Here is a 20,571-nt window from a genome sequence, read left to right as displayed (position 1 = left end):
GAGTTATGGAACATGCAGAACACGGCAATTCTAACGCGCCTATGGAATATCAATCTGAAACCGGCAGACTTAATATTCTCGGGTTTTGGATCTTTTTAGGGGCAGAAATTGTGTTGTTCTCAACACTATTTGCAACCTTCTTCGTTCTTAAAAACAGAACAGCTGGAGGTGTCTTGCCAGACGAACTATTTGAAGTCAATCTGGTAATGATTATGACGTTCTTGCTGCTGATCAGCAGCTTTACCTGCGGGATCGCTGTTCATGAAATGCGCCGCGGAAGTTTAAAAGGCGTAGTCATTTGGACAATTATCACTCTTCTTCTCGGTGCCGGCTTCGTCGGATGCGAGATCAACGAGTTTGTTCACTATGTACATGAAGGAGCGGCTCTCAGTACAAGTGCGTTCTGGTCTGGATTCTTTGTTTTACTTGGAACTCACGGAACTCACGTAACAATCGGGATTTTCTGGATCACAGGAATTCTGATTCAGTTGAAGAAACGCGGCTTAACTCCGCAAACTTCATCTAAAATCTTTATCTCAAGCTTGTACTGGCACTTCTTAGATGTTGTATGGATTTTCATCTTTACAGGTGTCTATCTCATGGGATTGGGGGGTCTGTAAAATGGCAAACAAATCTGCTGAACACAGTCACTTTCCATGGAAACACATTGTAGGTTTTATCCTGTCTATCGTTTTGACCCTGCTGGCTCTATGGGTTGCAGTGTATACTGACCTGAGCTCATCAGCAAAACTTTGGATAATCTTCGGCTTCGCCTTCATTCAGGCGGCGCTGCAGCTTCTCATGTTCATGCATATGACAGAGAGCGAAAACGGCACGATCCAAGTCGGAAACACGCTGTTCGGATTCTTTGGCGCGATCGTTATCGTACTTGGATCCATCTGGATTTTCGCGGCTCACTATCACCATGGTGACCATATGGACGGAAATCCTCCTGGAGGCGCTGAACACTCAGAGCATTCAGGCCATAACGAATAATACAAAAACCCTCTTCATTGGAAGAGGGTTTTTTGCTGTCTTCAGCTGCTTCGCTTTCTGCGAAGATACGGAAGGCCGTAAATGATAAATGCGGCGATATGAGCGACAATGACGTTAACGGCAAACAAGATAATCATGAGAGTGTGTCCAAGTGGAGAAAGGCTTTCTGTTGCGTAAAAGAAGAAGAATACCCACATTAAAATGATTGGCGGAATAGCTGAGAGTGCGACTTTTTTGTTATCAAGCCAAATAAAGAGAGGTGTTGCGCTGGCAACCAGTAAGTAAGCAAAAAACATGTCCATCATACCCGTCTCCTTTCATTTTGTGATAACGTTTACAAAAATGAAATAGAGGAACTGAGTTGTGTCTGTTTTGTGATTGTTTTTTGAACATTCTGTTACAATTATTATACCATGTTTTCCAGAAATTGATACGTGTTTTTGCAGAAATGGACTGGATCTATCGTCTTATTTTTTTCGTTTAATGTGCTAGGAGAATGTATGGGCATGGGGCTCTGAATTTTTAGCTGTTTCTTATGAGGTATCACATTATTTGGGAACATAACACATTATCGCATTCGTTTTTTAACAAATTCTTTTGGTATGGCGTTTTTTTCATTTGAAAAGTTTTGTGTCAATCGAAACATTTCGGTTTATGATACGTCATATTTCGTGTAGCTGAAAAAGTGCCGCAAATGCTGAAAAAACATAAAAGGAAGCGAGCTTCACGTGTCATCTTGAACGTGGTTCATGTATAATAAACATTAGTGATTTTCCGATGAAAATGTAAGGCGGGATAGAATGAGTCGATATAAGAAACAGCAAAGCCCCTTTTACCAGGGGGATTTGATTTTTATATTTGGTGTGTTTTTTATTATAAGCGTAGTATCAATTTATGCTGCCGGTCAGTTTGGGCAGTATGGGAACACGGATTGGATTCAGCAAATTGTGTTTTATTTTTTGGGGGCTGTTGCCATTACAGTTCTTTTGTACTTTGATTTAGAACAGCTTGAAAAGTTAAGTTTATATATTTTTATCATTGGTATTTTATCTTTGATTATTCTTAAAATCAGTCCCGAGTCTATTGCACCTGTTATTAAAGGGGCAAAAAGTTGGTTTAGGATCGGTAGAATAACAATACAGCCGTCAGAGTTTATGAAGGTTGGTTTGATTATGATGCTTGCTTCAGTTATTGGAAAAGCTAATCCTAAAGGAGTTCGGACGCTTAGGGATGATATCCACTTGTTATTAAAGATTGCGGGTGTCGCAGTTATTCCTGTAGGTCTTATCCTGATGCAGGATGCTGGGACTGCGGGAATATGTATGTTTATCGTTCTTGTAATGGTTTTTATGTCAGGTATAAATTGGAAATTGATTGCGATCATAGCTGGTTCAGGTATCTTACTCATTTCATTAATTTTATTAGTAATGATAAACTTTCCTGACGTTGCTAAATCAGTTGGAATACAGGATTATCAAATTAAGCGGGTCACTTCTTGGGTGTCTGCTTCAAATGAGACACAGGAAGATTCAAATGACAGCTGGCAAGTTGACCAGGCCATCATGGCAATAGGATCTGGTGGTATTTTAGGTAATGGTATTTCTAATTTGAAGGTTTATGTTCCAGAGAGTACGACTGACTTTATCTTTTCTATAATAGGTGAGTCATTTGGCTTTATAGGCTGTGCAATTGTTGTCATCATGTTCTTCTTTTTAATCTACAGGCTTGTCGTTCTGATAGACAAAATACATCCGTTTAACCGTTTCGCTTCTTTCTTTTGCGTTGGCTATACGGCGTTAATTGTGATCCACACATTCCAGAATATCGGAATGAACATCGGCATTATGCCTGTTACCGGGATTCCGCTGCTGTTTGTCAGCTATGGGGGAAGCTCGACACTTTCCACGTTAATCGGATTTGGGATTGTATATAATGCAAGTGTGCAGCTGACGAAATACAGAAGTTATCTTTTTAATTCTTAATATGCAGACAGCCTTTACAGAGGCTGTCTTTTTTTGGGCAGAGCATTTCGCTTTTGAGATCACTTTTTTTCGGATATGATAAAAAGTGATAAGGAGGTTTTTGTGATGAATAACACAATCGAAACCATTTTGAATCATCGGTCAATCCGGTCTTTTACTGATCAGCTTTTGACAGCTGAAGAAATTGATACATTAGTGAAAAGTGCGCAGGCTGCGTCTACATCCAGCTATGTGCAGGCATATTCGATTATCGGGGTTTCTGATCCTGAGAAAAAACGTGAGCTGTCCGTGCTTGCTGGGAATCAGCCTTACGTTGAGAAGAACGGACACTTTTTTGTATTTTGTGCGGATTTGTACCGCCATCAACAACTGGCTGAGGAAAAAGGTGAACATATTTCTGAGCTGCTCGAGAATACAGAAATGTTTATGGTTAGCTTAATTGATGCGGCGCTGGCAGCGCAAAATATGAGCATTGCCGCTGAATCCATGGGGCTTGGCATTTGCTATATCGGCGGCATTCGGAATGAACTGGACAAGGTGACAGAGGTGCTGCAAACGCCTGACCATGTGCTCCCGCTTTTCGGACTGGCAGTAGGCCATCCTGCGAACCTTTCCGGCAAAAAACCGAGATTGCCAAAGCAGGCCGTTTATCATGAGAATACGTATAATGTGAACACAGACGATTTCCGTCATACTATGAATACGTATGACAAAACCATTTCTGATTACTATAGAGAAAGAACAAACGGGCAGCGGGAAGAAACGTGGTCCGATCAAATACTGAACTTTATGAAGCAAAAGCCGCGTACGTATTTAAATGACTACGTGAAAGAAAAGGGCTTTAATAAAAACTAAAGCAAACCTCTCCGTCTGGAGGGGTTTTTATGTTTCACGTGTAACATATTCCGACAAATAGGGACAGGCTTTCACAAATAAATGGCGAATGATAGGGGACACTGATAAGCAGTGTGAGCGGCTTTGGAGAAAAAATAGAAGATCAGTGATACGATGAGGATGAGGTGGTAGGGATGGTTTCATTAAGTATATTAGATCAATCTCCAGTATCAGAGGGCAGCAATGCTGAAACGGCCTTACAGCAAACCGTTGCGCTTGCTCAAGCTGCTGAGGACCTTGGATATAAGAGATTTTGGGTTTCTGAGCATCACTTTTCAAAACGGCTGGCAGGGTCCAGTCCTGAGGTGCTAATCAGTCATATAGCGGCGAAAACAAAGCGAATCCGTGTTGGATCAGGAGGAGTCATGCTGCCGCATTATAGTGCTTATAAAGTAGCTGAAAACTTTCGTGTTCTGGAGGGGCTGACACCAGGAAGAATTGACCTGGGGCTTGGCAGAGCACCGGGGGGAATGCCGATTGCATCATGGGCGCTGAATGACGGCGGTAAGCGCAATGCTGATCAGTATCCGCAGCAAATCAAGGAGCTGACCATGTATTTGCATGATTTGGCGGATGATAAACACCGTTTTCCGAATCTGACGGCTGCGCCGCATATTTCAACGGCTCCGGATGTGTGGCTGCTCGGCTCATCTGGAGAAAGCGCGCTGCTCGCAGCTGAATCTGGCGCTGGCTATATGTTTGCCCATTTTATCAATGGAGAGGGCGGAGAGGGTACTGTCAGACAGTATAAGAGGCGATTCAAACCATCTGTGTTAGGAGATACGCCTCGAGCGGCAGTTGCTGTTTTTGTTCTTTGTGCTGACACGGAGGAGAAGGCAGAGGAGCTTAGGGCTGTGCTTGATTTTACACTTTTGGCGGGAGAGCAGGGTATTCCTTTAGAGGGAGTTCCTTCGTATGAAGCTGTTCGGAAAAATACGTATTCTCCTTATGAACAGAGACGAATTGCTGATAATCGAAATCGAATGATTGTCGGTACGAAAGAACAGGTTAAGGAGCGGCTGCTAGCTTTGAGTAAAGCGTATGAAACAGAGGAAATCATGGTGGTGACCATCACACATCATTTTGAAGATAAGCTCCGATCGTATCGATTATTGCAGGAGGCGTTTGCTGACTGATCTTTAAAAAGCCCTGCCGATTCGGCAGGGCTTTTTCTTATTCAACAGTGAAAGGTTCTTCGGTCAAAACCTGGCTTGACTTGCCTTTGTTCGCGGCATATGCGAGCAAGTAATACTCTCCGGCCGGAAGTTTGGTTCCGCCATTAATCGTGCCGTCCCAGTCAAAGTACTGGTAACCTTTATCTTGGTTTTTATAAATGCCGGCTTGGCCTGCGAAATCAAGGTTGCTGTCATAGACGAGGAACGCCAGCTCTTCCGCTCCCGCAGGAAGGTAGGTTTCAATTTGATAGGTACCTTGTACAGACCCTTCGCTGACAGAGACAGATGTGACTCTCGGATAATCGGGCTCTTTCACAATCAGCAATGTAGGTACCTTAGCGACCGTTTTTCCGCCTTCTCTGACGATAACCGTTCCTTCATAGGTGCCAGCTTTTGTTTTCTTCGTATTGACCTTTACTTTTGCAGTGGCTTTTCCGGTTTGATGTGCCGGAATCACAACACGGCTTGTGCCGGATGTGGAGATGCCGCTGTCATTAAATGAGTATTCCAGTGTGTATGATTTTCTAATGGAAGATTGATTTTCAATCGTAAACGTTTCTTTTTTCGTTTCGTTTCCGTTTTCCTTCAAGAACGTGCCGTATGAATAGCTTCCAGGTGAGACGAGCGAATCGGCTTTGATTGCGTTCATGATTCTTGCGCTGCCTGCGCCTTGAGCGTTATGTGGATATACTTCCCCATCGCTATCCTTTAAAGTGACAGCGGTATTCATGATGGCGGCTTTAATCTGTTCAACGCTCCACTTTGGTTTGGCTTGTTTAATAACGGCAACCGCTCCGGCAATATGAGGCGATGCCATGCTTGTTCCTTGTTTTGATCCGTAGCCGTATGGATGGCCAGGATCGTGTGTTGGGATCGTGCTCACGATATTGACCCCTGGCGCGGAAATATCAGGCTTAATCATCCACGTATCCATAACAGGGCCGCGTGATGAGAAATCAGCGACTTGTTCACCGAGCGCTTTTGAGACCGTCAACTTGAATGTTGTTTTTGTCTCACCAGCTTTCAGGGCGCTGACGAGTTTTTCGCCGTCTTCTAATGAAAGCTTAATCGTTGGGACAGACATGCCTGGCACATTGGCTTCAATTTCTCCAGAGAGGTTGTTATACACAACCATGCCGACTGCACCGGCTTTTTTAGCGTTATCCGCTTTATCCACAAATGCAATGCTGCCTCGTTTGACAACGGCGACTTTGCCTGTCAGGTCTTTCCCTTCAAAATCCTTTTCTTCGCCGATTCCCGCTTCGACAAGCTCAACTTCTTTGTTATTGAGCGCTTTGACGTCGTCCTCTTTGTTGTAGCCCATCACTTTTGCTGAAGAGTAGGAGCCGAAAGTGACGGCGTATTCATTGAGCGGCAGCTGAGTCGCACCGACAGAAATCGCTTCTCTTGATGTGCCCGGCGATCCGACTGTCCAGCCGTTCGGTCCGCTGTTGCCGTTTGAGGTAACAGCGACAACGCCTTCTGACATGGCCCAGTCAAGCGCTGTGCTTGTCGCCCAGTCCGGGTTGTTTAAAGAGTTTCCGAGAGACAGGTTCATCACATCTGCCCCGTCCTGCACTGCACGTTCCACGCCCGCGATGACGTTTTCCGTTGTGCCGCTTCCGCCAGGCCCTAACACACGATAAGCAAGAAGTGTGGCATCAGGCGCTACGCCTTTAATCGTTCCGTTTGCAGCCACAGTTCCGGCTACGTGTGTGCCATGGTCAGTTGCCTCGCCCCTCGGATCGCCGGTTGGTGTTTCTTTTGGATCGTAATCATTGTCCACAAAATCGTATCCTTTATATTGTCCAAAGTTTTTCTTCAGATCTGGGTGATTGTATTCAACCCCAGTGTCAATAATCGCCACCTTGATGCCTTTTCCTGTGTAGCCTAAATCCCATGCATCGTTTGCTCCGATATAAGGCGCACTGTCATCCATTTGCGGAGATACGGCGTCTTCGGAGATTGTGACGTCTTTATCCTTCATATTGTCTGTTTTATATGTGACGTTCGGGTACACTGCCTTAACGTCTTTTACCGCTAGAAGTTTTGGAATCTCATTAGCTGGAAGCTTCATAGAGAAGCCTGAGAATACCTGCTCATATTCCCGGTTTACTTTTCCGTTTTTCACTGCTTTGATTGCTTTGTTTTTTGCTTTGGTGCGAGCGGTTTTCAGCTTGCTTTTCGATTGGCTTTCTCCCGCTTCCTTCGCTTCTGCCAAGGATTTTTCTTTTAATTCCACTATAACGGTTGTTTTTTTGCTTGTCGTCATATCGATATCACCGAATACCTCGGCTTTTTCCAGATCAGCCGACGTTTTTGAAGAAGCCGGAGCTGCCTGAACGCTCGTAATGCCTGTGGATAACGCAAAAAATAAGACGAAACTTACAAGCAGAAAGCGAATGATCCCCTTTTTCAATGTGTTTCCCCCTTTGTATTTAGAAAAAATGTGAAAGATCTAGTATATATTTCTTGAAAATTCAAAAAAATCCTTGTGTCATTTGGACCATTTATTGGATTTTGTTTGTGTATAACGAAGGAGTTATACACAGAACCCTGTGTATAAGTGAATAAACCTGTGTATATATATAGTTAGGAATATACGTTCGTATACAAAATATAGATAGAGTTTGTGGACATGTGGATATCTCTTGTGATTAAGTTGTTCTTATCTTTGGGATAACTTGTGTATAAAGTTTTCAAAGCGGTTCTCCAATTTTCATTTCAATTCTTTCAGCTTTCAACAAAACTTCTAAAAACTAGTTGGTTTTTTCACTCATATTGTGACAAAGAATTCTCTTTCCACGGTCTATCATAGAGTCATGAGTTTTGCTAGAGCCGCTAGTTTGCGAGAAAAGAAATCGGCCGTCTTTTCTTGCGGGCTGCGGCTGAGAAAACGGGCTGCTAAAAAGGCTGCCTGCCAAAAAGAAGCGGAGGGATGTTTTTCTATGAAACGTTTGCTTGTATCTTTACGGGTGTGGATGGTCTTTTTGATGAACTGGGTGACGCCGGACAGAAAAACTGCGGCTGCCGCGGTTTACTCGGCTCAGCGTACATACCAAAGAAAGGCGGCGGTGCAAGCCGCGGGACTTGTTTCGTTTTATGAATGGCGGATGGCTGTGAATGAGGAAGAAAAACAGAAAGCGAAAGCCGCCGCGCTTTATAAAAGAAGGTGTTTGCAAGCCTTCAAGGAATCGCCAAAGCAGGAGAGAGCGGGCCCGCATCTTTACATGGCGGTCAAAAGGAGGTAAAATCCCAGTCAAAAGCAAATTGGCGGGAGAGATAACCTCTTGAAAATCTATAAAGTATTAAACAACAATGCGGCTTTAATAAAAGAGGATGATCAGGAAAAAATCGTGATGGGACCTGGAATCGCTTTTCAAAAAAAGAAAAATGATCTCATCCCTATGAATAAAGTGGAAAAAATCTTTGTCGTGCGCGACGAGAATGAAAAATTCAAACAAATCCTGCAAACACTGCCGGAGGAGCATATAGAGATAGCTGAGGATATCATCAGCTATGCGGAAGGGGAGCTCGCGGCGCCGCTGAGCGACCACATTCATATCGCGCTTTCTGACCATTTATCCTTTGCGATCGAAAGGGTTCAAAATGGGCTGCTTGTGCAGAATAAATTGCTGCATGAGATAAAAGCGCTCTATAAAAAAGAATACGAGATCGGCCTGTGGGCGATCGGACATGTAAAAGAGACATTAGGCATGTCTCTGCCTGAAGATGAAGCGGGTTATATTGCCCTTCACATCCATACGGCGAAGATGGATGCGGAGAGCATGTATTCGGCGCTGAAGCATACGACCATGATCAAAGAAATGATAGAGAAAATAGAACAATACTTTAATCGAAAGGTGGATGAAAACAGCATTTCCTATCAACGCCTTGTCACGCATTTGCGATACGCGGTCAGCCGGTTGGAATCAAATGAAGCGCTCCATCGTATGGACGAGGAGATGCTTTATTTCATCCAAAAAAAGTATTCATTTGCCTATCAATGTGCGCTGGAGCTGGCGGAGTTTTTGAAAAATGAATATCAATTACATTTGCCGGAAACCGAGGCCGGCTATATCACGCTGCATGTCCAGCGTCTTCAAGATCTCTCGGAATAAACGCTTTGACTTGCAGGGAGTGATCTCTGGAAGTTTTTTTATTGATCAGGATTCAATGTGTAGTACATCCAGCCCATCATGACTATTCCCGCGGTCAGATTGCCGAGCGTAACGGGAATTAAGTTTCTGACTGCTCCCATCAGTGTCACTGTATCAGGGTGCTCAATCAAAAGCGAGATGGCGAATGTGCACATATTGGCAATGCTGTGTTCAAAGCCGGAAATAAAGAAGCAGAAAACGAATAGCATCATGGTAAAAAGCTTTGCTCCTTCCCCTTTGAGAGACATTGGAATGAAAAAGGCGAGGCACACAAGCCAATTGCACAGCATTCCTCTGAAAAACAATTCGGAAGCCGGCGGCTCCATTTTGTGCTCTGCCAAATGAATCAAAAAGGAATGAACAGAAGGCTCCTCAAAAAGTCCCGTCGCGCTGATCAGGATGGCAAACAGAATGGCGCCGATTAAATTGCCGGCATAGCTTGACATCCACAAGTACAGGGTGTTGCGCCAGCTGAGTTTTTTTCGGAGCGCGGTATAGGTGAAATAAAAGGTGTTGCCGGTAAATAAATCTCCGCCTCCGTAAGCAATCATCAGAATAGCGGCCCCGAAAGTGACAGCGGCTGCCGGAAAGGCAAACGGAGAATCAGCCATAAAGAAATAGCTGCCTGTTTTGCTTGCGGCTGTAATGCCAAAACCAATAAACATACTGGCCAAAATGGACCGAAGCACATAACGGATTTTGCTTGAAGCGAATATGTTTTGTTTTTTCAAAGCATACTGTTCAACCTTTTGCAATGCTTGAGTTTCCATTGTCTTTTCCTGCTTTCTTTCATGATTGAGCATAGTATAGCACGATATTGTGAAGTATTTCACAATTAATTTTTACGAATTTTTGTCTACATGTTTTATCAAACTATTTAACTAAAAAAATAGTTGACGAAAACGCTGTCATGATTTATGATGAAAGCGTATTCTTAATCTGAATAAGCGGGATTGTGACTGGTAAAGCAGGCAAGACCTAAAATTTGCGTAAATGAAAAAGGATCGCTGTGTCCTTTATTCGTTGGCGAATTTTAGGTCTTTTTTGTTTAAATAAAAGGGGGAGAAATAGATGGATTACAAAGAGACTGCAAAACGCCTCATTGAGCTTCTCGGAGGGAAAGAAAATATCATCAGCGCGGCTCATTGTGCAACAAGACTGCGTTTAGTGATGAAAGATGAATCAAAGATAGATCAAGCACAAGTAGAAGAGCTTGATGGCGTCAAAGGGGCTTTCAGCAGCTCTGGCCAGTACCAGATCATTTTCGGAACAGGCCTTGTGAATAAAGTATTCGATGCCTTTGCTAAAGAAGCTGATATCGAGCGTGAAGAACACGTAAATCATCAGGATGCGGCAAAAGAAAAGCTGAATCCCGCTGCGAGATTTGCGAAAACGCTTTCTAATATTTTTGTTCCAATCATCCCGGCTATTGTAGCCAGCGGCCTATTAATGGGATTGCTGGGTATGATCAATGCGTTTCATTGGATGAGCAAGGATTCTGCGCTTTTGCAGCTGCTTGATATGTTTTCAAGTGCAGCATTCATTTTCTTGCCGATTCTAATCGGGGTCAGCGCTTCAAAAGAGTTTGGCAGCAATCCATACTTGGGAGCGGTCATCGGGGGAATCATGATTCATCCGTCTCTTTTAAATCCATGGGGTTTGGCTGAAGCGACACCTGATTATATGCATCTTTTCGGATTTGATATCGCGCTTCTAGGCTATCAGGGAACTGTCATCCCTGTTCTGCTGGCGGTTTATGTAATGAGCAAGGTAGAGAAATGGACAAGAAAAGTGGTTCCGCATGCGGTAGACTTGCTTGTTACACCTTTTGTTACTGTAATTGTCACCGGGTTTGTTGCTTTTATCGCGATTGGCCCTCTGGGCAGAGCGCTTGGCTCCGGCATTACGGTTGCTTTAACTTATGTATATGACCATGCCGGTTTTGTGGCAGGTTTGATTTTCGGGGGCACGTATTCACTCATCGTGCTGACAGGTGTTCATCACAGCTTCCATGCGATTGAGGCTGGGCTTATTGCAGATATAGGCAAAAACTACTTGCTGCCGATCTGGTCAATGGCGAATGTCGCACAGGGCGGGGCAGGTCTTGCCGTCTTCTTTATGGCGAAAAAGGCAAAGACAAAAGAAATCGCGCTTCCAGCAGCATTTTCCGCTTTTCTCGGCATTACTGAGCCCGTCATATTCGGAGTCAATCTTCGCTACCGAAAACCGTTTATCGCCGCGATGATTGGAGGCGCATTGGGTGGGGCATATGTCGTCTTTACACATGTAGCTGCAAACGCTTACGGGTTAACGGGAATTCCGATGATCGCCATTGCTGCGCCGTTTGGCATGGGCAACTTGATCAACTATCTGATTGGCATGGCGATTGCGGCAGTGTCAGCGTTCATTGCAGCATTTGTCATGAAGATTAATGAGGATGAGGAGAGGAAAAAATGACAGCACATGACCAGGAGCTTCGTCGCCGGGCTTATGAAGAAGTGGAGAAAAAAGAGCCCATCGCTAACAGCGATCCGCACCGCCAGCATTTTCACATCATGCCGCCGGTTGGGCTGCTGAATGACCCGAATGGCGTGATTTATTGGAAGGGCAGCTATCATGTATTCTTTCAGTGGCAGCCGTTTCAGACGGGGCACGGCGCAAAATTTTGGGGGCATTATACGACACAGGATGTTGTGAATTGGAAGCGGGAAGAGATTGCGCTGGCTCCGAGTGATTGGTTTGATAAAAACGGCTGCTACTCGGGCAGCGCTGTCACGAAAGACGATCGGCTCTATCTGTTTTACACAGGAAATGTCAGGGATCAGGATGGAAATCGGGAAACGTATCAATGCCTTGCTGTTTCTGACGACGGGCTGTCCTTTGAGAAAAAGGGTGTTGTCGCCCGCCTTCCGGAAGGATATACGGCGCATTTTCGCGATCCGAAGGTATGGGAGCATGAAGGCACATGGTATATGGTGATTGGTGCGCAAACAGAGAATTTGAAAGGGCAGGCTGTATTGTTTGCTTCTGATAACCTGAGTGAGTGGAGATTTCTTGGCCCGATAACCGGCGCGGGCTTCAACGGGCTGGACGATTTTGGATACATGTGGGAATGCCCTGATTTGTTTTCCCTTCAAGGATCGGACGTGCTGATTGTTTCGCCTCAAGGGCTTGAGGCTGACGGTTTCCTTTATCAGAACGTATACCAGTCAGGTTATTTTGTCGGGTGTCTCGATTATAACAAGCCTGAACTGAAGCATGGTGATTTTAGGGAACTTGATCAAGGTTTTGATTTTTACGCGCCGCAAACACTTGAAGATAATCAGGGCAGACGAATTTTGTTTGCATGGATGGCTGTGCCTGACCAGGATGATGGATCTCATCCGACGATTGACTATCACTGGATTCACTGCATGACGCTGCCGAGACAGCTGACAATATCAGGCGAGAAGCTGATTCAGCAGCCGCTGCCTGAGCTAAAAGCCATGCGCAGAAATGAGAAAAAAATACACATCAATATGCATGGATCATCTGGTACGCTTCCAGTGGAAAACCCTGAAAGAGCTGAGATTCTGCTGGAAGACATTCATACGGAGTCTGGCTTTTCAATCAGTATCCGCGGAACGGCTACGTTTTCCTTCCATAAAGACGAGGGGATTGTTACGCTGGAACGAAAGAGCTTTGACGGAAAAAGAACAGAAGCGAGACATTGCCACATCAAGGATTTGCATACCGTACACATGTTTCTCGACGCGTCATCTGTGGAAATCTTTATCAATAACGGAGAAGAGGTCTTTAGTGCGAGATATTTTCCTTTCCCGGGAAATCATGAAGTAACAGCCAGTTCGACCGGGAAATCTGAAATGAATGTCGGAATTTGGACACTTATGTAGAAAATCCTTCTATTTTCTTATGTGAAATCTGAGCCATCTGTGCTATTCTTCAACGATAACCTACTATTTTTTTCTGTAAAAGGAGTTGTTTTCTTGAATATACATGAACAGAAGATAACACCGGAATGTTTGGAAAAGGCTGCTAACCAAGTTGAAGATAAGCGAGAAGAATATAAGGATGTGCTGCTTCAGCTGAAAAAAATGCTTGGCGGAACAACGCCGCACAGTGAAACGGCGGAAATTCTCACGCGGGCATATGAACAAATGAAGGAATATGCACTTTTTGTTCAGTCGATAGAAACATTTTTGAGGAAATCTGCAAACAATTTAAAAATCAAATAAACAGGCTGCCGATGGGATCGGCAGTTTTTTCTGTGAAAAGTCTTCGGTGATTTAAAAAGGGCTGCCTCTCTGTAAGGCAGCCCCTTTTGTTTATGATTGTTGATTCAGGCGCAGTGCAGAATGCTTCGTAGGACCAACATACTGGTTTAGCGGGAAGGATTCTTTAATAGCCGCTGTGATGAATTCTTTCGCTGCGTAAATGGCTTCTTTGACTTCCGCACCTTTGGCGAGCTCCGCTGTCACGGCTGCTGAGAATGTACAGCCTGCGCCATGTGTATAAGGCGTATCGATCATTTCGCTTTCAAGGACTTCTGCTGTTTCTCCGTCATAGAGAACATCAACGGCTTTCTCATGTTTGAGTTTGCCTCCGCCTGTAATGACGACATATTGAGCGCCGAGTGCGTGAATTTTTTTCGCGGCTTCGATCATATCGTCAACTGTTTTTAGTTCATCCATGCCGCTGAGCTGGCTGGCTTCAAACAAGTTGGGCGTAATGACAGTGGCTAGCGGAGCCAATTGCTCACGCAGGGCTTGGGCGTGCTCCGGATAAAGGACTTCATTAGCACCTTTGCAAACCATAACCGGGTCAATTACCACATTTTTTAATTGTTTTTCTTTGATCGTTTTTGCCGCAAGCTCGATAATGTCAACGGTTGGCAGCATTCCTGTTTTCATGGCGTCCACGCCGATGCCGTCCGTAATTGTTGCAAGCTGGGCGCGGATTGTATCAGTATCGATCGGGAATACCTGATGGTCCCAGCTGTTGTTTGGGTCCATCGCAACGATCACCGTTAAGGCGGTCATCCCGTATACGTTTTTTTCTTGAAATGTTTTTAAATCAGCTTGAATCCCAGCACCGCCGCTGGAATCTGAGCCGGCAATGGTGAGTGCTTTATGCATAGACATGTCTTGAACCTCCATCATGTTTTGTCTTTCATTATAGTTAGATTTTCTCTGTATCACAATATAGAAGGCTTAGCAATTCATCTAGTATTTTCATTAGCACCTTATCCTGTTTCAGTAGGATATTCCCACTGATCTCCCGTCCAATATATGTTTTAATAGTACATGACTATGAAAATGAGAAGGAGAGCATCATGAAGATTTCTATCGTAATTGTGACCTATAATCGGATTCCGGCTTTGTGTGAGCTTCTGGAGTCGATTTCCCGCCAGACCTTGAAGCCGTATGAAATTATTATTGTGAATGATGCCGGGGAATCGGTCGTGCCAGTCAAAGCACTGTATCCGGAGCTGCCGATTGCTGTCATCAATTTAGAAAAGAACTCGGGGCATGTGGCTGCGAGAAATGCCGGTGTAAAAGAGGCGTCTGGCGATTGCATTATGCTGTGTGATGACGATGATTTCTTTACGCCAGGGCATATCGAGAAAATGGCAAAGGAAATAGAAACGGCAGACTTCGTTCATTCTGATGCGGAAATAGTTTCGTTTGAAGAGAAAAACGGAACAAGGTATCCAGTGTCACGGAAATTGTTTGCTTATACCGCTGACTATGAGGATATGAGAGTGTTTTCTACATACGTGCCGTCGGGCAGCATGTACAGACGTTTTCTGCATGATGAAATCGGGTATTTCGATGCTGATGTGCACAATTACTGGGATTGGGATTTTTATCTGCGCGCAGCCAAGGATTACCGGGTGAAGCGTGTCCCTTGCGCCAGTGTGATTTATGCCTTCAGTGACGTGGGAGACAATCAGTCTGCGGACCTTGGCGCCAAGCGGAAGCAATATTTGGATCGTTTAAGTGAAAAGCACGGACTCGGGGAGCTGCCGACGAAAAACTTTGCCGTCCTGCTTGAAGAGCCTGAGATGAAGAGGCGGGAAGCAAAAAGTGAAATGGTTTGGGATGGCGAGCCTGTCTATTCCAGACTTCATCGTTCGTAAGGAGGCCTGAATCTTGAAACAGCTTTTACAAGACAGCTGGTGGAATCAGCTAAAGGAAGAGTTTGAGAAACCGTATTATCAAGAGCTCAGAGAGATGCTGAAGAGGGAATACGCGGAGCAAACGATTTATCCGGACAGCCGGGATATTTTCAACGCGCTGCATTATACATCATATGATGATGTCAAGGTCGTCATTTTGGGTCAAGATCCGTATCACGGGCCGGGACAGGCTCAAGGTTTAAGCTTCTCTGTCAAGCCCGGTGTAAAGCAGCCGCCTTCGTTAAAAAATATCTTTCTTGAGCTGCAGCAGGACATCGGGTGCAGCATCCCAAATCACGGATCGCTAGTGAGCTGGGCAAAGCAAGGCGTTCTTTTGCTGAATACTGTGCTGACAGTAAGGCGCGGACAGGCGAATTCCCATAAGGGGAAAGGCTGGGAGCGACTGACAGACCGGATTATCGACGTGCTGAATGAAAGGGAGCGGCCGGTTATTTTTATTTTGTGGGGACGGCATGCCCAAATGAAAAAAGAACGGATCGACACGTCCAAGCATTTTATCATTGAATCGACGCATCCCAGCCCGTTTTCTGCGAGAAACGGATTTTTCGGGAGCAGACCGTTTTCCCGGGCGAATGCCTATTTGGAGAAAATGGGAGAGGCGCCGATTGATTGGTGTATTAAGGATTTGTAAAAAGCGCAGGTGATCTGCGCTTTTTTATTTGAGTATTTTTCGAATCATTCGCAGCCCGTTTTTGGAGGAAGGATAACGAAATGCGAAGTCGAAGCGGTTCGTTTGTTTGACGACGCTTTTTTTGTGCGTGAATGTGTTAAAACTGTCAAACCCGTGATAGCTGCCGATGCCGCTTTCCCCGACGCCGCCGAATGGCAAATACGGCGTCGCAACATGCATTAACGTATCATTGACACAGCCCCCGCCAAACGACAGGTTTCCTAAAACAGCGCGCTCAATTTCTTTGTTTGTGGTGAAGAGATACAGGGCGAGCGGCTTAGGGCGCGATTGGACTTTTTCAATGACTTCCCCGATATTCCGGTATGTAAAGAGCGGAAGAATCGGCCCGAAAATCTCCTCCTGCATCACTGGAGAGTCATCCCTCACTTGTTCGAGAATGGTCGGCGCAATTTTGTGATGATTGGGATCAGATTGTCCGCCTGTGAGCGGGATGCCATCATTCAGAAAGCTGAGCAGCCGCTGATAGTGGCGCTCACTGACGATTTTGCCGTACTGTGGATTCCGTTCCGGCTGAGGGCCGTAAAATTCTCTGATCGCACGCTTCATTTCTTCTGCCAGCTTCGTTTTGATGTCCTCGTGGACAAATAAATAATCCGGTGCGATGCAGGTTTGTCCCGCATTTGTAAATTTCCCGAAGACGATGCGTTTGGCGGCAAGCTGAATGTCAGCATCTTTATGGACGATGCAGGGACTTTTGCCGCCGAGCTCCAAGGTTACGGGAATTAATTGTTTGGCGGCGGCCTCCATGACGACTTTTCCCACGGCTACACTGCCGGTAAAGAAAATGTAGTCAAAGGGCTGCTGTAATAATGCTGTGCTGACGTCGGGCCCGCCTTCTGCCATAGCGACATAATCGGTCGGAAAAACGCTGCTGATGAGTTTGGAAAGAATAGCAGAAACAGCCGGCGTATATTCCGATGGCTTGAGAACGACCGTGTTCCCCGCCGCAATGGCTCCAATCAACGGAGAAAGTGCCAGCTGCAAGGGATAGTTCCAAGGCGCAATCACCAAAACGGTTCCATACGGCTCAGGAATGATGATGCTTTTGGAGCCTAGATGAGTCAGCGGCGTTTTGACTCGTTTCGGCTTGGACCATTTTCTCAGCCGTTTCATGACAAAGCTGATTTCCTCCAAGACGATTCCGATTTCTGTTGAGTATGCTTCTTGCTCGGATTTATGGAGATCCTGGTAGAGAGCGGCTATGAGATCGGCTTCATGAGTTCTGACGGCTTGTTTCAGCTTCCGCAAAATGTTCAGTCTCGATTCAAGCGGTCTCGTATGTCCCGCCGCAAAATAGGCTTTATGCTTGCTGATGATAGAGGGGATGTTGTTCATTCCGTTTCTCCTTTTTGTAAGGTATGGTGATTTATTATGTGAAAAATCTCTTCTGCTTGTCAATCGCGCAAGGTTTGTCAGAAAAAATAACAAACTCATATCTGCGTTTACAGCAGGAATTTGATAAAATGCAGGAAGACAACATTTATTTTTTTGGAGGGTGCTTCATGAACATTCATATATCTGCATTAATTCAAAAGATGGAAGAGGAGCTGAAAAAAGCAAAAACAGCTGAACGGGATGAGGAGCTGAAGCGTTATGTAGCGGTTGTCCGTTCTCTGTGTGATGTCGTGCTTGATCAGCCGGAGAACGCGAGCGCGCCCCGCATACAGCCGAGCGTTACGCCAAGTCCTGCCGCGCCGCCATCGACAGACCAGCTGATGATGGAAAAAATGATGGGGAGCGCGGGATTAAACAAATATCGAAAGCAAGAAAAAGAGAAGCAGGAAGAGGATGGAAACGGAGAGTCTTTATTTGATTTTTAAAGAGAGAGGTTGAGCTTACGTGAAATTGGTTCTTGGCGCGCTGCAATGGACAGCGTTTATCATTGCTGCGGCGATAGTTGTTCCGGTGGCGGTTGCCCAGTCGTTTCATCTGGATCACTCAGATTCTGCAAGATTGATTCAAAGCACTTTTTTTGTACTGGGAATTGCCGCCGTCATTCAGTGTTTGAAAGGCCACAGACTGCCGATTAATGAAAGCCCAGCCGGCTTGTGGTGGGGAGTGTATACGATCTACGCAGGGCTGACGGGAACTGTGTTTGCGACATATGGAGACACACTGCGGGGTTTGCAGGGAGCTCTTCTTGTAAGCGCTGTATGTTTCTTTTTGTTAAGTGTTTTCAAGGTCATTGACAGACTTGCAAAATTGTTTACTCCGGTTGTAACGGGCGTCTATTTATTGCTTCTTGTCATGCAGCTGAGTCAGCCCATTATAAAAGGAATTCTCGGAATCGGTTATCGACAGGACGGGGTGGACGGTCTTGTATTTGGCCTGGCGCTTGTTGTGATCGCCGCCGCCTTTATAATGACAAATTCGAACATCATGTTTTTTAAGCAATATTCTATTTTATTAGCCTTGTTCGGCGGGTGGGTGCTGTTTGCGGCTGCCGGAGCGGCAAAGCCGATTGAAATGCCGGACCGGCTGTTTCAGCTGCCTTCCCTGTTTCCTTTTGGGACACCGTTATTTAACAGCGGCCTGATCATCACTTCTATTTTTATTACCATCTTGCTGATCGTGAATATGCTGGCGAGCATGAAGGTCGTGGACATCGCCGTGAAAAAATTCAGCAAACAGCCTGATGGAAAGCATCATGAACGCCATGCCGGTTTTGCCGCTTCATTCAGCCATCTGCTTAGCGGTTTGACGGGAGCTATTGCGCCTGTTCCGATTTCGGGAGCCGCGGGTTTTATTGAAACGACCAAAATGCCTTCTAAAAAACCGTTTATGCTCGGCAGTATTCTGGTTATCGTGATCAGCGTAATCCCGTTTTTTATGAATACGTTTGCGAGCCTGCCGTCACCCGTTGGATTTGCGGTGAATTTTGTTGTGTTCTCCGCAATGGGCGGTCTGGCCTTTGCCGAATTTGATTCATATGAGAAAGAAGAATCAAAAAGGGTGAGATCTATCATCGGCATCTCGCTGCTGACAGGGGTCGGTATTATGTTTGTTCCCGAAACTGCGTTAAAGGGATTGCATCCGGTATTTATTTCTCTATTAAGCAACGGGCTCGTATTAGGGACGCTTGCTGCAATAGCTGCTGACCAGTTCCAGCTTTGGCGCAGGAGAAAATCCGACAATCTCGTGTCAACGGAGAACAAACATTGAATTTTGGTGCAGGTGCGATAAGATAAATGATATGAGTTTAACGAAAAGGCGGGAGAGATAGATGAAAGTTTTTATCATATTAGGGGCCATTAACGCCCTGCTTGCTGTGGGACTCGGAGCATTCGGCGCTCACGGATTAGAAGGGAAAATACCTGATAAATATCTTCAGGTTTGGCACACAGGCGTGCAGTATCATATGTATCACGCCCTTGGGCTTTTCGTTGTCGCGTTTCTGGCTGATAAATTATCCGGCATAGGCAGTGTCACGACAGCCGGCTGGCTGATGTTTGCGGGAATTGTGCTGTTTTCGGGAAGCTTATATATTCTAAGTGTGACGCAAATCTCCATTCTTGGAGCGATCACCCCGCTCGGCGGTGTGGCGTTTATTATTTCTTGGATTATGATCGTGGTCGCAGCCGTCAAATATCTATAAACAAAAAAGCCAATCCTCATCATATGAGTGATTGGCTTTTTTCTTATCTTGGCGAATAGGACGCCATGGAATATGGATACGTATAAGCAATTTCTTCATCAAATGTAATGTAATCGAGGTAGATTGTCAGGAGCAGGTAGCGTGTTCCTGATTTCGGGTCGCTGATAATAATGTGATCCCGGCCCGCAGCTTCGATGACGCCGCGAAAAATCTTCGAGCCCCATTCCTTGCTGTTTTCAAATGTCATATAAATGGTGGCCGTTTTTCCCCGATTCAGGCGCAAAATATTCTCGATGTAAGATTCCTCAACAGGCAGCATGCCGGGAACGCTTTGGCCCGGTCCTGACGGTGTAGGCCCCGATGGAATTTGAAAACCGCCGCCCTGCTGCTGGCCCGGGAATCCAAATCCCTGCTGTCCTTGTTGTCCTTGCTGTCCCTGCTGCATTGGCATCATTGGCTGCATCCCCATTGGCTGCATTTGTGAGCCTTGGCCTTGCTGCGGGTACGGGTTGGCGCCAAACTGAGGCTGATACCCCTGCATATTATCAAATGCCTGCATTTGCTGATATTGATTTTTTTTCGGTTTCATATCGTTCCTCCTTTTTATGAAAACCATTCAAAACATGTTCTGGATGTATAGGTGAACGCTCCGCGATGACTCACCTCCGATGGAAAACGATCTTAGTCGCTGGTGCGATTTTTATCTCTTTCACCTTATGAGGCTGATGCTTGGATTATGCTGAAAAAGAACAGCGGACCGATCAGATTTCGCTCTGGGCAGCCGCTGTTTTTCAGAGACATACACAAACTTTTCGCATATTGGTTTGTATCCCTAGCGCAACTTGAGCATAAGCAACATAAGATAACGATAGTTTCAGG

General features: G+C 45.4%; 21 protein-coding genes. 15 read left to right on the top strand and 6 right to left on the bottom strand.

The window, feature by feature from the left end:
• Positions 1-5: 5 nt before the first annotated feature.
• Complete coding sequence (gene qoxC / locus MKY50_RS19665) at positions 6-620, top strand: cytochrome aa3 quinol oxidase subunit III (protein ID WP_003227409.1); 615 nt, start codon at positions 6-8, stop codon at positions 618-620.
• 1 nt (position 621) lies between these two features.
• Positions 622-996 (top strand): cytochrome aa3 quinol oxidase subunit IV, encoded by a 375-nt coding sequence (qoxD, locus tag MKY50_RS19660; protein ID WP_003227410.1) that lies wholly within the window; start codon positions 622-624, stop codon positions 994-996.
• A 41-nt stretch (positions 997-1,037) separates the two neighbouring features.
• Here qoxD and ywcE read toward each other — a convergent pair whose 3' ends face one another.
• Positions 1,038-1,301 (bottom strand): spore morphogenesis/germination protein YwcE, encoded by a 264-nt coding sequence (ywcE, locus tag MKY50_RS19655; protein ID WP_003227411.1) that lies wholly within the window; start codon positions 1,299-1,301, stop codon positions 1,038-1,040.
• Between the two features lie 495 nt (positions 1,302-1,796).
• Between ywcE and rodA the strand changes: the two genes are divergently transcribed.
• The 3 genes from rodA to MKY50_RS19640 all read left to right on the top strand — a co-directional run bounded on the left by rodA (position 1,797) and on the right by MKY50_RS19640 (position 5,008).
• Entirely contained in the window at positions 1,797-2,978 is a 1,182-nt protein-coding gene (gene rodA, locus MKY50_RS19650) for a cell shape-determining peptidoglycan glycosyltransferase RodA (RefSeq protein ID WP_015250943.1), read from the top strand.
• Between the two features lie 105 nt (positions 2,979-3,083).
• Positions 3,084-3,833, top strand: coding sequence for an oxygen-insensitive NADPH nitroreductase (gene nfsA / locus MKY50_RS19645; protein ID WP_014478349.1), 750 nt, complete (start codon positions 3,084-3,086; stop codon positions 3,831-3,833).
• Between the two features lie 173 nt (positions 3,834-4,006).
• A complete protein-coding gene (locus MKY50_RS19640; protein ID WP_341117145.1) occupies positions 4,007-5,008 on the top strand; it encodes an LLM class flavin-dependent oxidoreductase in 1,002 nt (333 codons plus the stop codon).
• 37 nt (positions 5,009-5,045) lie between these two features.
• On the opposite strand, the gene vpr is transcribed toward MKY50_RS19640, so the two are convergent.
• Positions 5,046-7,466 carry a serine protease Vpr gene (vpr, locus tag MKY50_RS19635; RefSeq protein ID WP_341117144.1) on the bottom strand — a complete coding sequence of 807 codons (2,421 nt, stop codon included), beginning with the start codon at positions 7,464-7,466 and terminating at the stop codon, positions 5,046-5,048.
• Between the two features lie 529 nt (positions 7,467-7,995).
• Between vpr and MKY50_RS19630 the strand changes: the two genes are divergently transcribed.
• Both MKY50_RS19630 and sacT read left to right on the top strand, forming a co-directional pair.
• Positions 7,996-8,298 carry a hypothetical protein gene (locus MKY50_RS19630; RefSeq protein ID WP_003222155.1) on the top strand — a complete coding sequence of 101 codons (303 nt, stop codon included), beginning with the start codon at positions 7,996-7,998 and terminating at the stop codon, positions 8,296-8,298.
• Positions 8,299-8,337: 39 nt separating this feature from the next.
• Entirely contained in the window at positions 8,338-9,168 is an 831-nt protein-coding gene (gene sacT / locus MKY50_RS19625; protein ID WP_341117141.1) for a sac operon transcriptional antiterminator SacT, read from the top strand.
• 38 nt (positions 9,169-9,206) lie between these two features.
• Here the strand turns inward: sacT and MKY50_RS19620 are convergent, their stop codons facing one another.
• Entirely contained in the window at positions 9,207-9,977 is a 771-nt protein-coding gene (locus MKY50_RS19620; RefSeq protein ID WP_015250948.1) for a formate/nitrite transporter family protein, read from the bottom strand.
• Between the two features lie 301 nt (positions 9,978-10,278).
• Between MKY50_RS19620 and scrA the strand changes: the two genes are divergently transcribed.
• The 3 genes from scrA to MKY50_RS19605 all read left to right on the top strand — a co-directional run bounded on the left by scrA (position 10,279) and on the right by MKY50_RS19605 (position 13,442).
• Entirely contained in the window at positions 10,279-11,664 is a 1,386-nt protein-coding gene (gene scrA / locus MKY50_RS19615; protein WP_341117139.1) for a PTS system sucrose transporter subunit IIBC, read from the top strand.
• Complete coding sequence (sacA, locus tag MKY50_RS19610; RefSeq protein ID WP_341117138.1) at positions 11,661-13,100, top strand: sucrose-6-phosphate hydrolase; 1,440 nt, start codon at positions 11,661-11,663, stop codon at positions 13,098-13,100. The genes scrA and sacA overlap by 4 nt, the downstream gene beginning before the upstream one ends.
• Before the next feature lie 93 nt (positions 13,101-13,193).
• Complete coding sequence (locus MKY50_RS19605; RefSeq protein ID WP_003243437.1) at positions 13,194-13,442, top strand: hypothetical protein; 249 nt, start codon at positions 13,194-13,196, stop codon at positions 13,440-13,442.
• 90 nt (positions 13,443-13,532) lie between these two features.
• On the opposite strand, the gene MKY50_RS19600 is transcribed toward MKY50_RS19605, so the two are convergent.
• On the bottom strand, positions 13,533-14,348 hold the full coding sequence (locus MKY50_RS19600; protein WP_014665830.1) for a bifunctional hydroxymethylpyrimidine kinase/phosphomethylpyrimidine kinase: 816 nt from the start codon (positions 14,346-14,348) through the stop codon (positions 13,533-13,535).
• Between the two features lie 191 nt (positions 14,349-14,539).
• On the opposite strand from MKY50_RS19600, the gene MKY50_RS19595 reads away from it, so the two are divergent.
• The gene (locus MKY50_RS19595; protein ID WP_029318667.1) at positions 14,540-15,346 is read left to right on the top strand and encodes a glycosyltransferase family 2 protein; all 807 of its coding nucleotides are present in this window, start codon (positions 14,540-14,542) and stop codon (positions 15,344-15,346) included.
• 13 nt (positions 15,347-15,359) lie between these two features.
• A complete protein-coding gene (locus MKY50_RS19590) occupies positions 15,360-16,037 on the top strand; it encodes a uracil-DNA glycosylase (protein ID WP_014478341.1) in 678 nt (225 codons plus the stop codon).
• A 24-nt stretch (positions 16,038-16,061) separates the two neighbouring features.
• Here MKY50_RS19590 and MKY50_RS19585 read toward each other — a convergent pair whose 3' ends face one another.
• Positions 16,062-17,432 carry an aldehyde dehydrogenase gene (locus MKY50_RS19585; protein ID WP_167408527.1) on the bottom strand — a complete coding sequence of 457 codons (1,371 nt, stop codon included), beginning with the start codon at positions 17,430-17,432 and terminating at the stop codon, positions 16,062-16,064.
• 167 nt (positions 17,433-17,599) lie between these two features.
• On the opposite strand from MKY50_RS19585, the gene MKY50_RS19580 reads away from it, so the two are divergent.
• The 3 genes from MKY50_RS19580 (at position 17,600) to MKY50_RS19570 (ending at position 19,692) form a co-directional block, all read left to right on the top strand.
• Complete coding sequence (locus MKY50_RS19580; protein WP_003243806.1) at positions 17,600-17,917, top strand: YwdI family protein; 318 nt, start codon at positions 17,600-17,602, stop codon at positions 17,915-17,917.
• A gap of 19 nt (positions 17,918-17,936) precedes the next feature.
• Positions 17,937-19,259: a purine/pyrimidine permease gene (locus tag MKY50_RS19575; RefSeq protein ID WP_015384975.1), complete on the top strand. Its 1,323-nt coding sequence runs from the start codon at positions 17,937-17,939 to the stop codon at positions 19,257-19,259.
• Between the two features lie 61 nt (positions 19,260-19,320).
• The gene (locus MKY50_RS19570) at positions 19,321-19,692 is read left to right on the top strand and encodes a DUF423 domain-containing protein (RefSeq protein WP_003227446.1); all 372 of its coding nucleotides are present in this window, start codon (positions 19,321-19,323) and stop codon (positions 19,690-19,692) included.
• Between the two features lie 43 nt (positions 19,693-19,735).
• Here MKY50_RS19570 and gerQ read toward each other — a convergent pair whose 3' ends face one another.
• The gene (gene gerQ, locus MKY50_RS19565; RefSeq protein WP_014481253.1) at positions 19,736-20,281 is read right to left on the bottom strand and encodes a spore coat protein GerQ; all 546 of its coding nucleotides are present in this window, start codon (positions 20,279-20,281) and stop codon (positions 19,736-19,738) included.
• Positions 20,282-20,571 lie beyond the last annotated feature (290 nt).

It is taken from the genome of Bacillus sp. FSL R7-0685 (assembly GCF_038002425.1).
Lineage (GTDB): Bacteria > Bacillota > Bacilli > Bacillales > Bacillaceae > Bacillus > Bacillus subtilis.
This window is presented reverse-complemented; position numbering and strand designations above follow the sequence as displayed.

Coding starts and splice junctions, on each gene's coding strand:
- MKY50_RS19570 (WP_003227446.1), top strand. CDS start 19,321: ATGAAAGTTTTTATCATATTAGGGGCCATTAACGCCCTGCTTGCTGTG.
- MKY50_RS19580 (WP_003243806.1), top strand. CDS start 17,600: ATGAACATTCATATATCTGCATTAATTCAAAAGATGGAAGAGGAGCTG.
- MKY50_RS19630 (WP_003222155.1), top strand. CDS start 7,996: ATGAAACGTTTGCTTGTATCTTTACGGGTGTGGATGGTCTTTTTGATG.
- qoxC (WP_003227409.1), top strand. CDS start 6: ATGGAACATGCAGAACACGGCAATTCTAACGCGCCTATGGAATATCAA.
- MKY50_RS19620 (WP_015250948.1), bottom strand. CDS start 9,977: ATGGAAACTCAAGCATTGCAAAAGGTTGAACAGTATGCTTTGAAAAAA.
- sacA (WP_341117138.1), top strand. CDS start 11,661: ATGACAGCACATGACCAGGAGCTTCGTCGCCGGGCTTATGAAGAAGTG.
- scrA (WP_341117139.1), top strand. CDS start 10,279: ATGGATTACAAAGAGACTGCAAAACGCCTCATTGAGCTTCTCGGAGGG.
- MKY50_RS19640 (WP_341117145.1), top strand. CDS start 4,007: ATGGTTTCATTAAGTATATTAGATCAATCTCCAGTATCAGAGGGCAGC.
- nfsA (WP_014478349.1), top strand. CDS start 3,084: ATGAATAACACAATCGAAACCATTTTGAATCATCGGTCAATCCGGTCT.
- gerQ (WP_014481253.1), bottom strand. CDS start 20,281: ATGAAACCGAAAAAAAATCAATATCAGCAAATGCAGGCATTTGATAAT.
- MKY50_RS19585 (WP_167408527.1), bottom strand. CDS start 17,432: ATGAACAACATCCCCTCTATCATCAGCAAGCATAAAGCCTATTTTGCG.
- MKY50_RS19595 (WP_029318667.1), top strand. CDS start 14,540: ATGAAGATTTCTATCGTAATTGTGACCTATAATCGGATTCCGGCTTTG.
- ywcE (WP_003227411.1), bottom strand. CDS start 1,301: ATGATGGACATGTTTTTTGCTTACTTACTGGTTGCCAGCGCAACACCT.
- qoxD (WP_003227410.1), top strand. CDS start 622: ATGGCAAACAAATCTGCTGAACACAGTCACTTTCCATGGAAACACATT.
- rodA (WP_015250943.1), top strand. CDS start 1,797: ATGAGTCGATATAAGAAACAGCAAAGCCCCTTTTACCAGGGGGATTTG.
- MKY50_RS19600 (WP_014665830.1), bottom strand. CDS start 14,348: ATGTCTATGCATAAAGCACTCACCATTGCCGGCTCAGATTCCAGCGGC.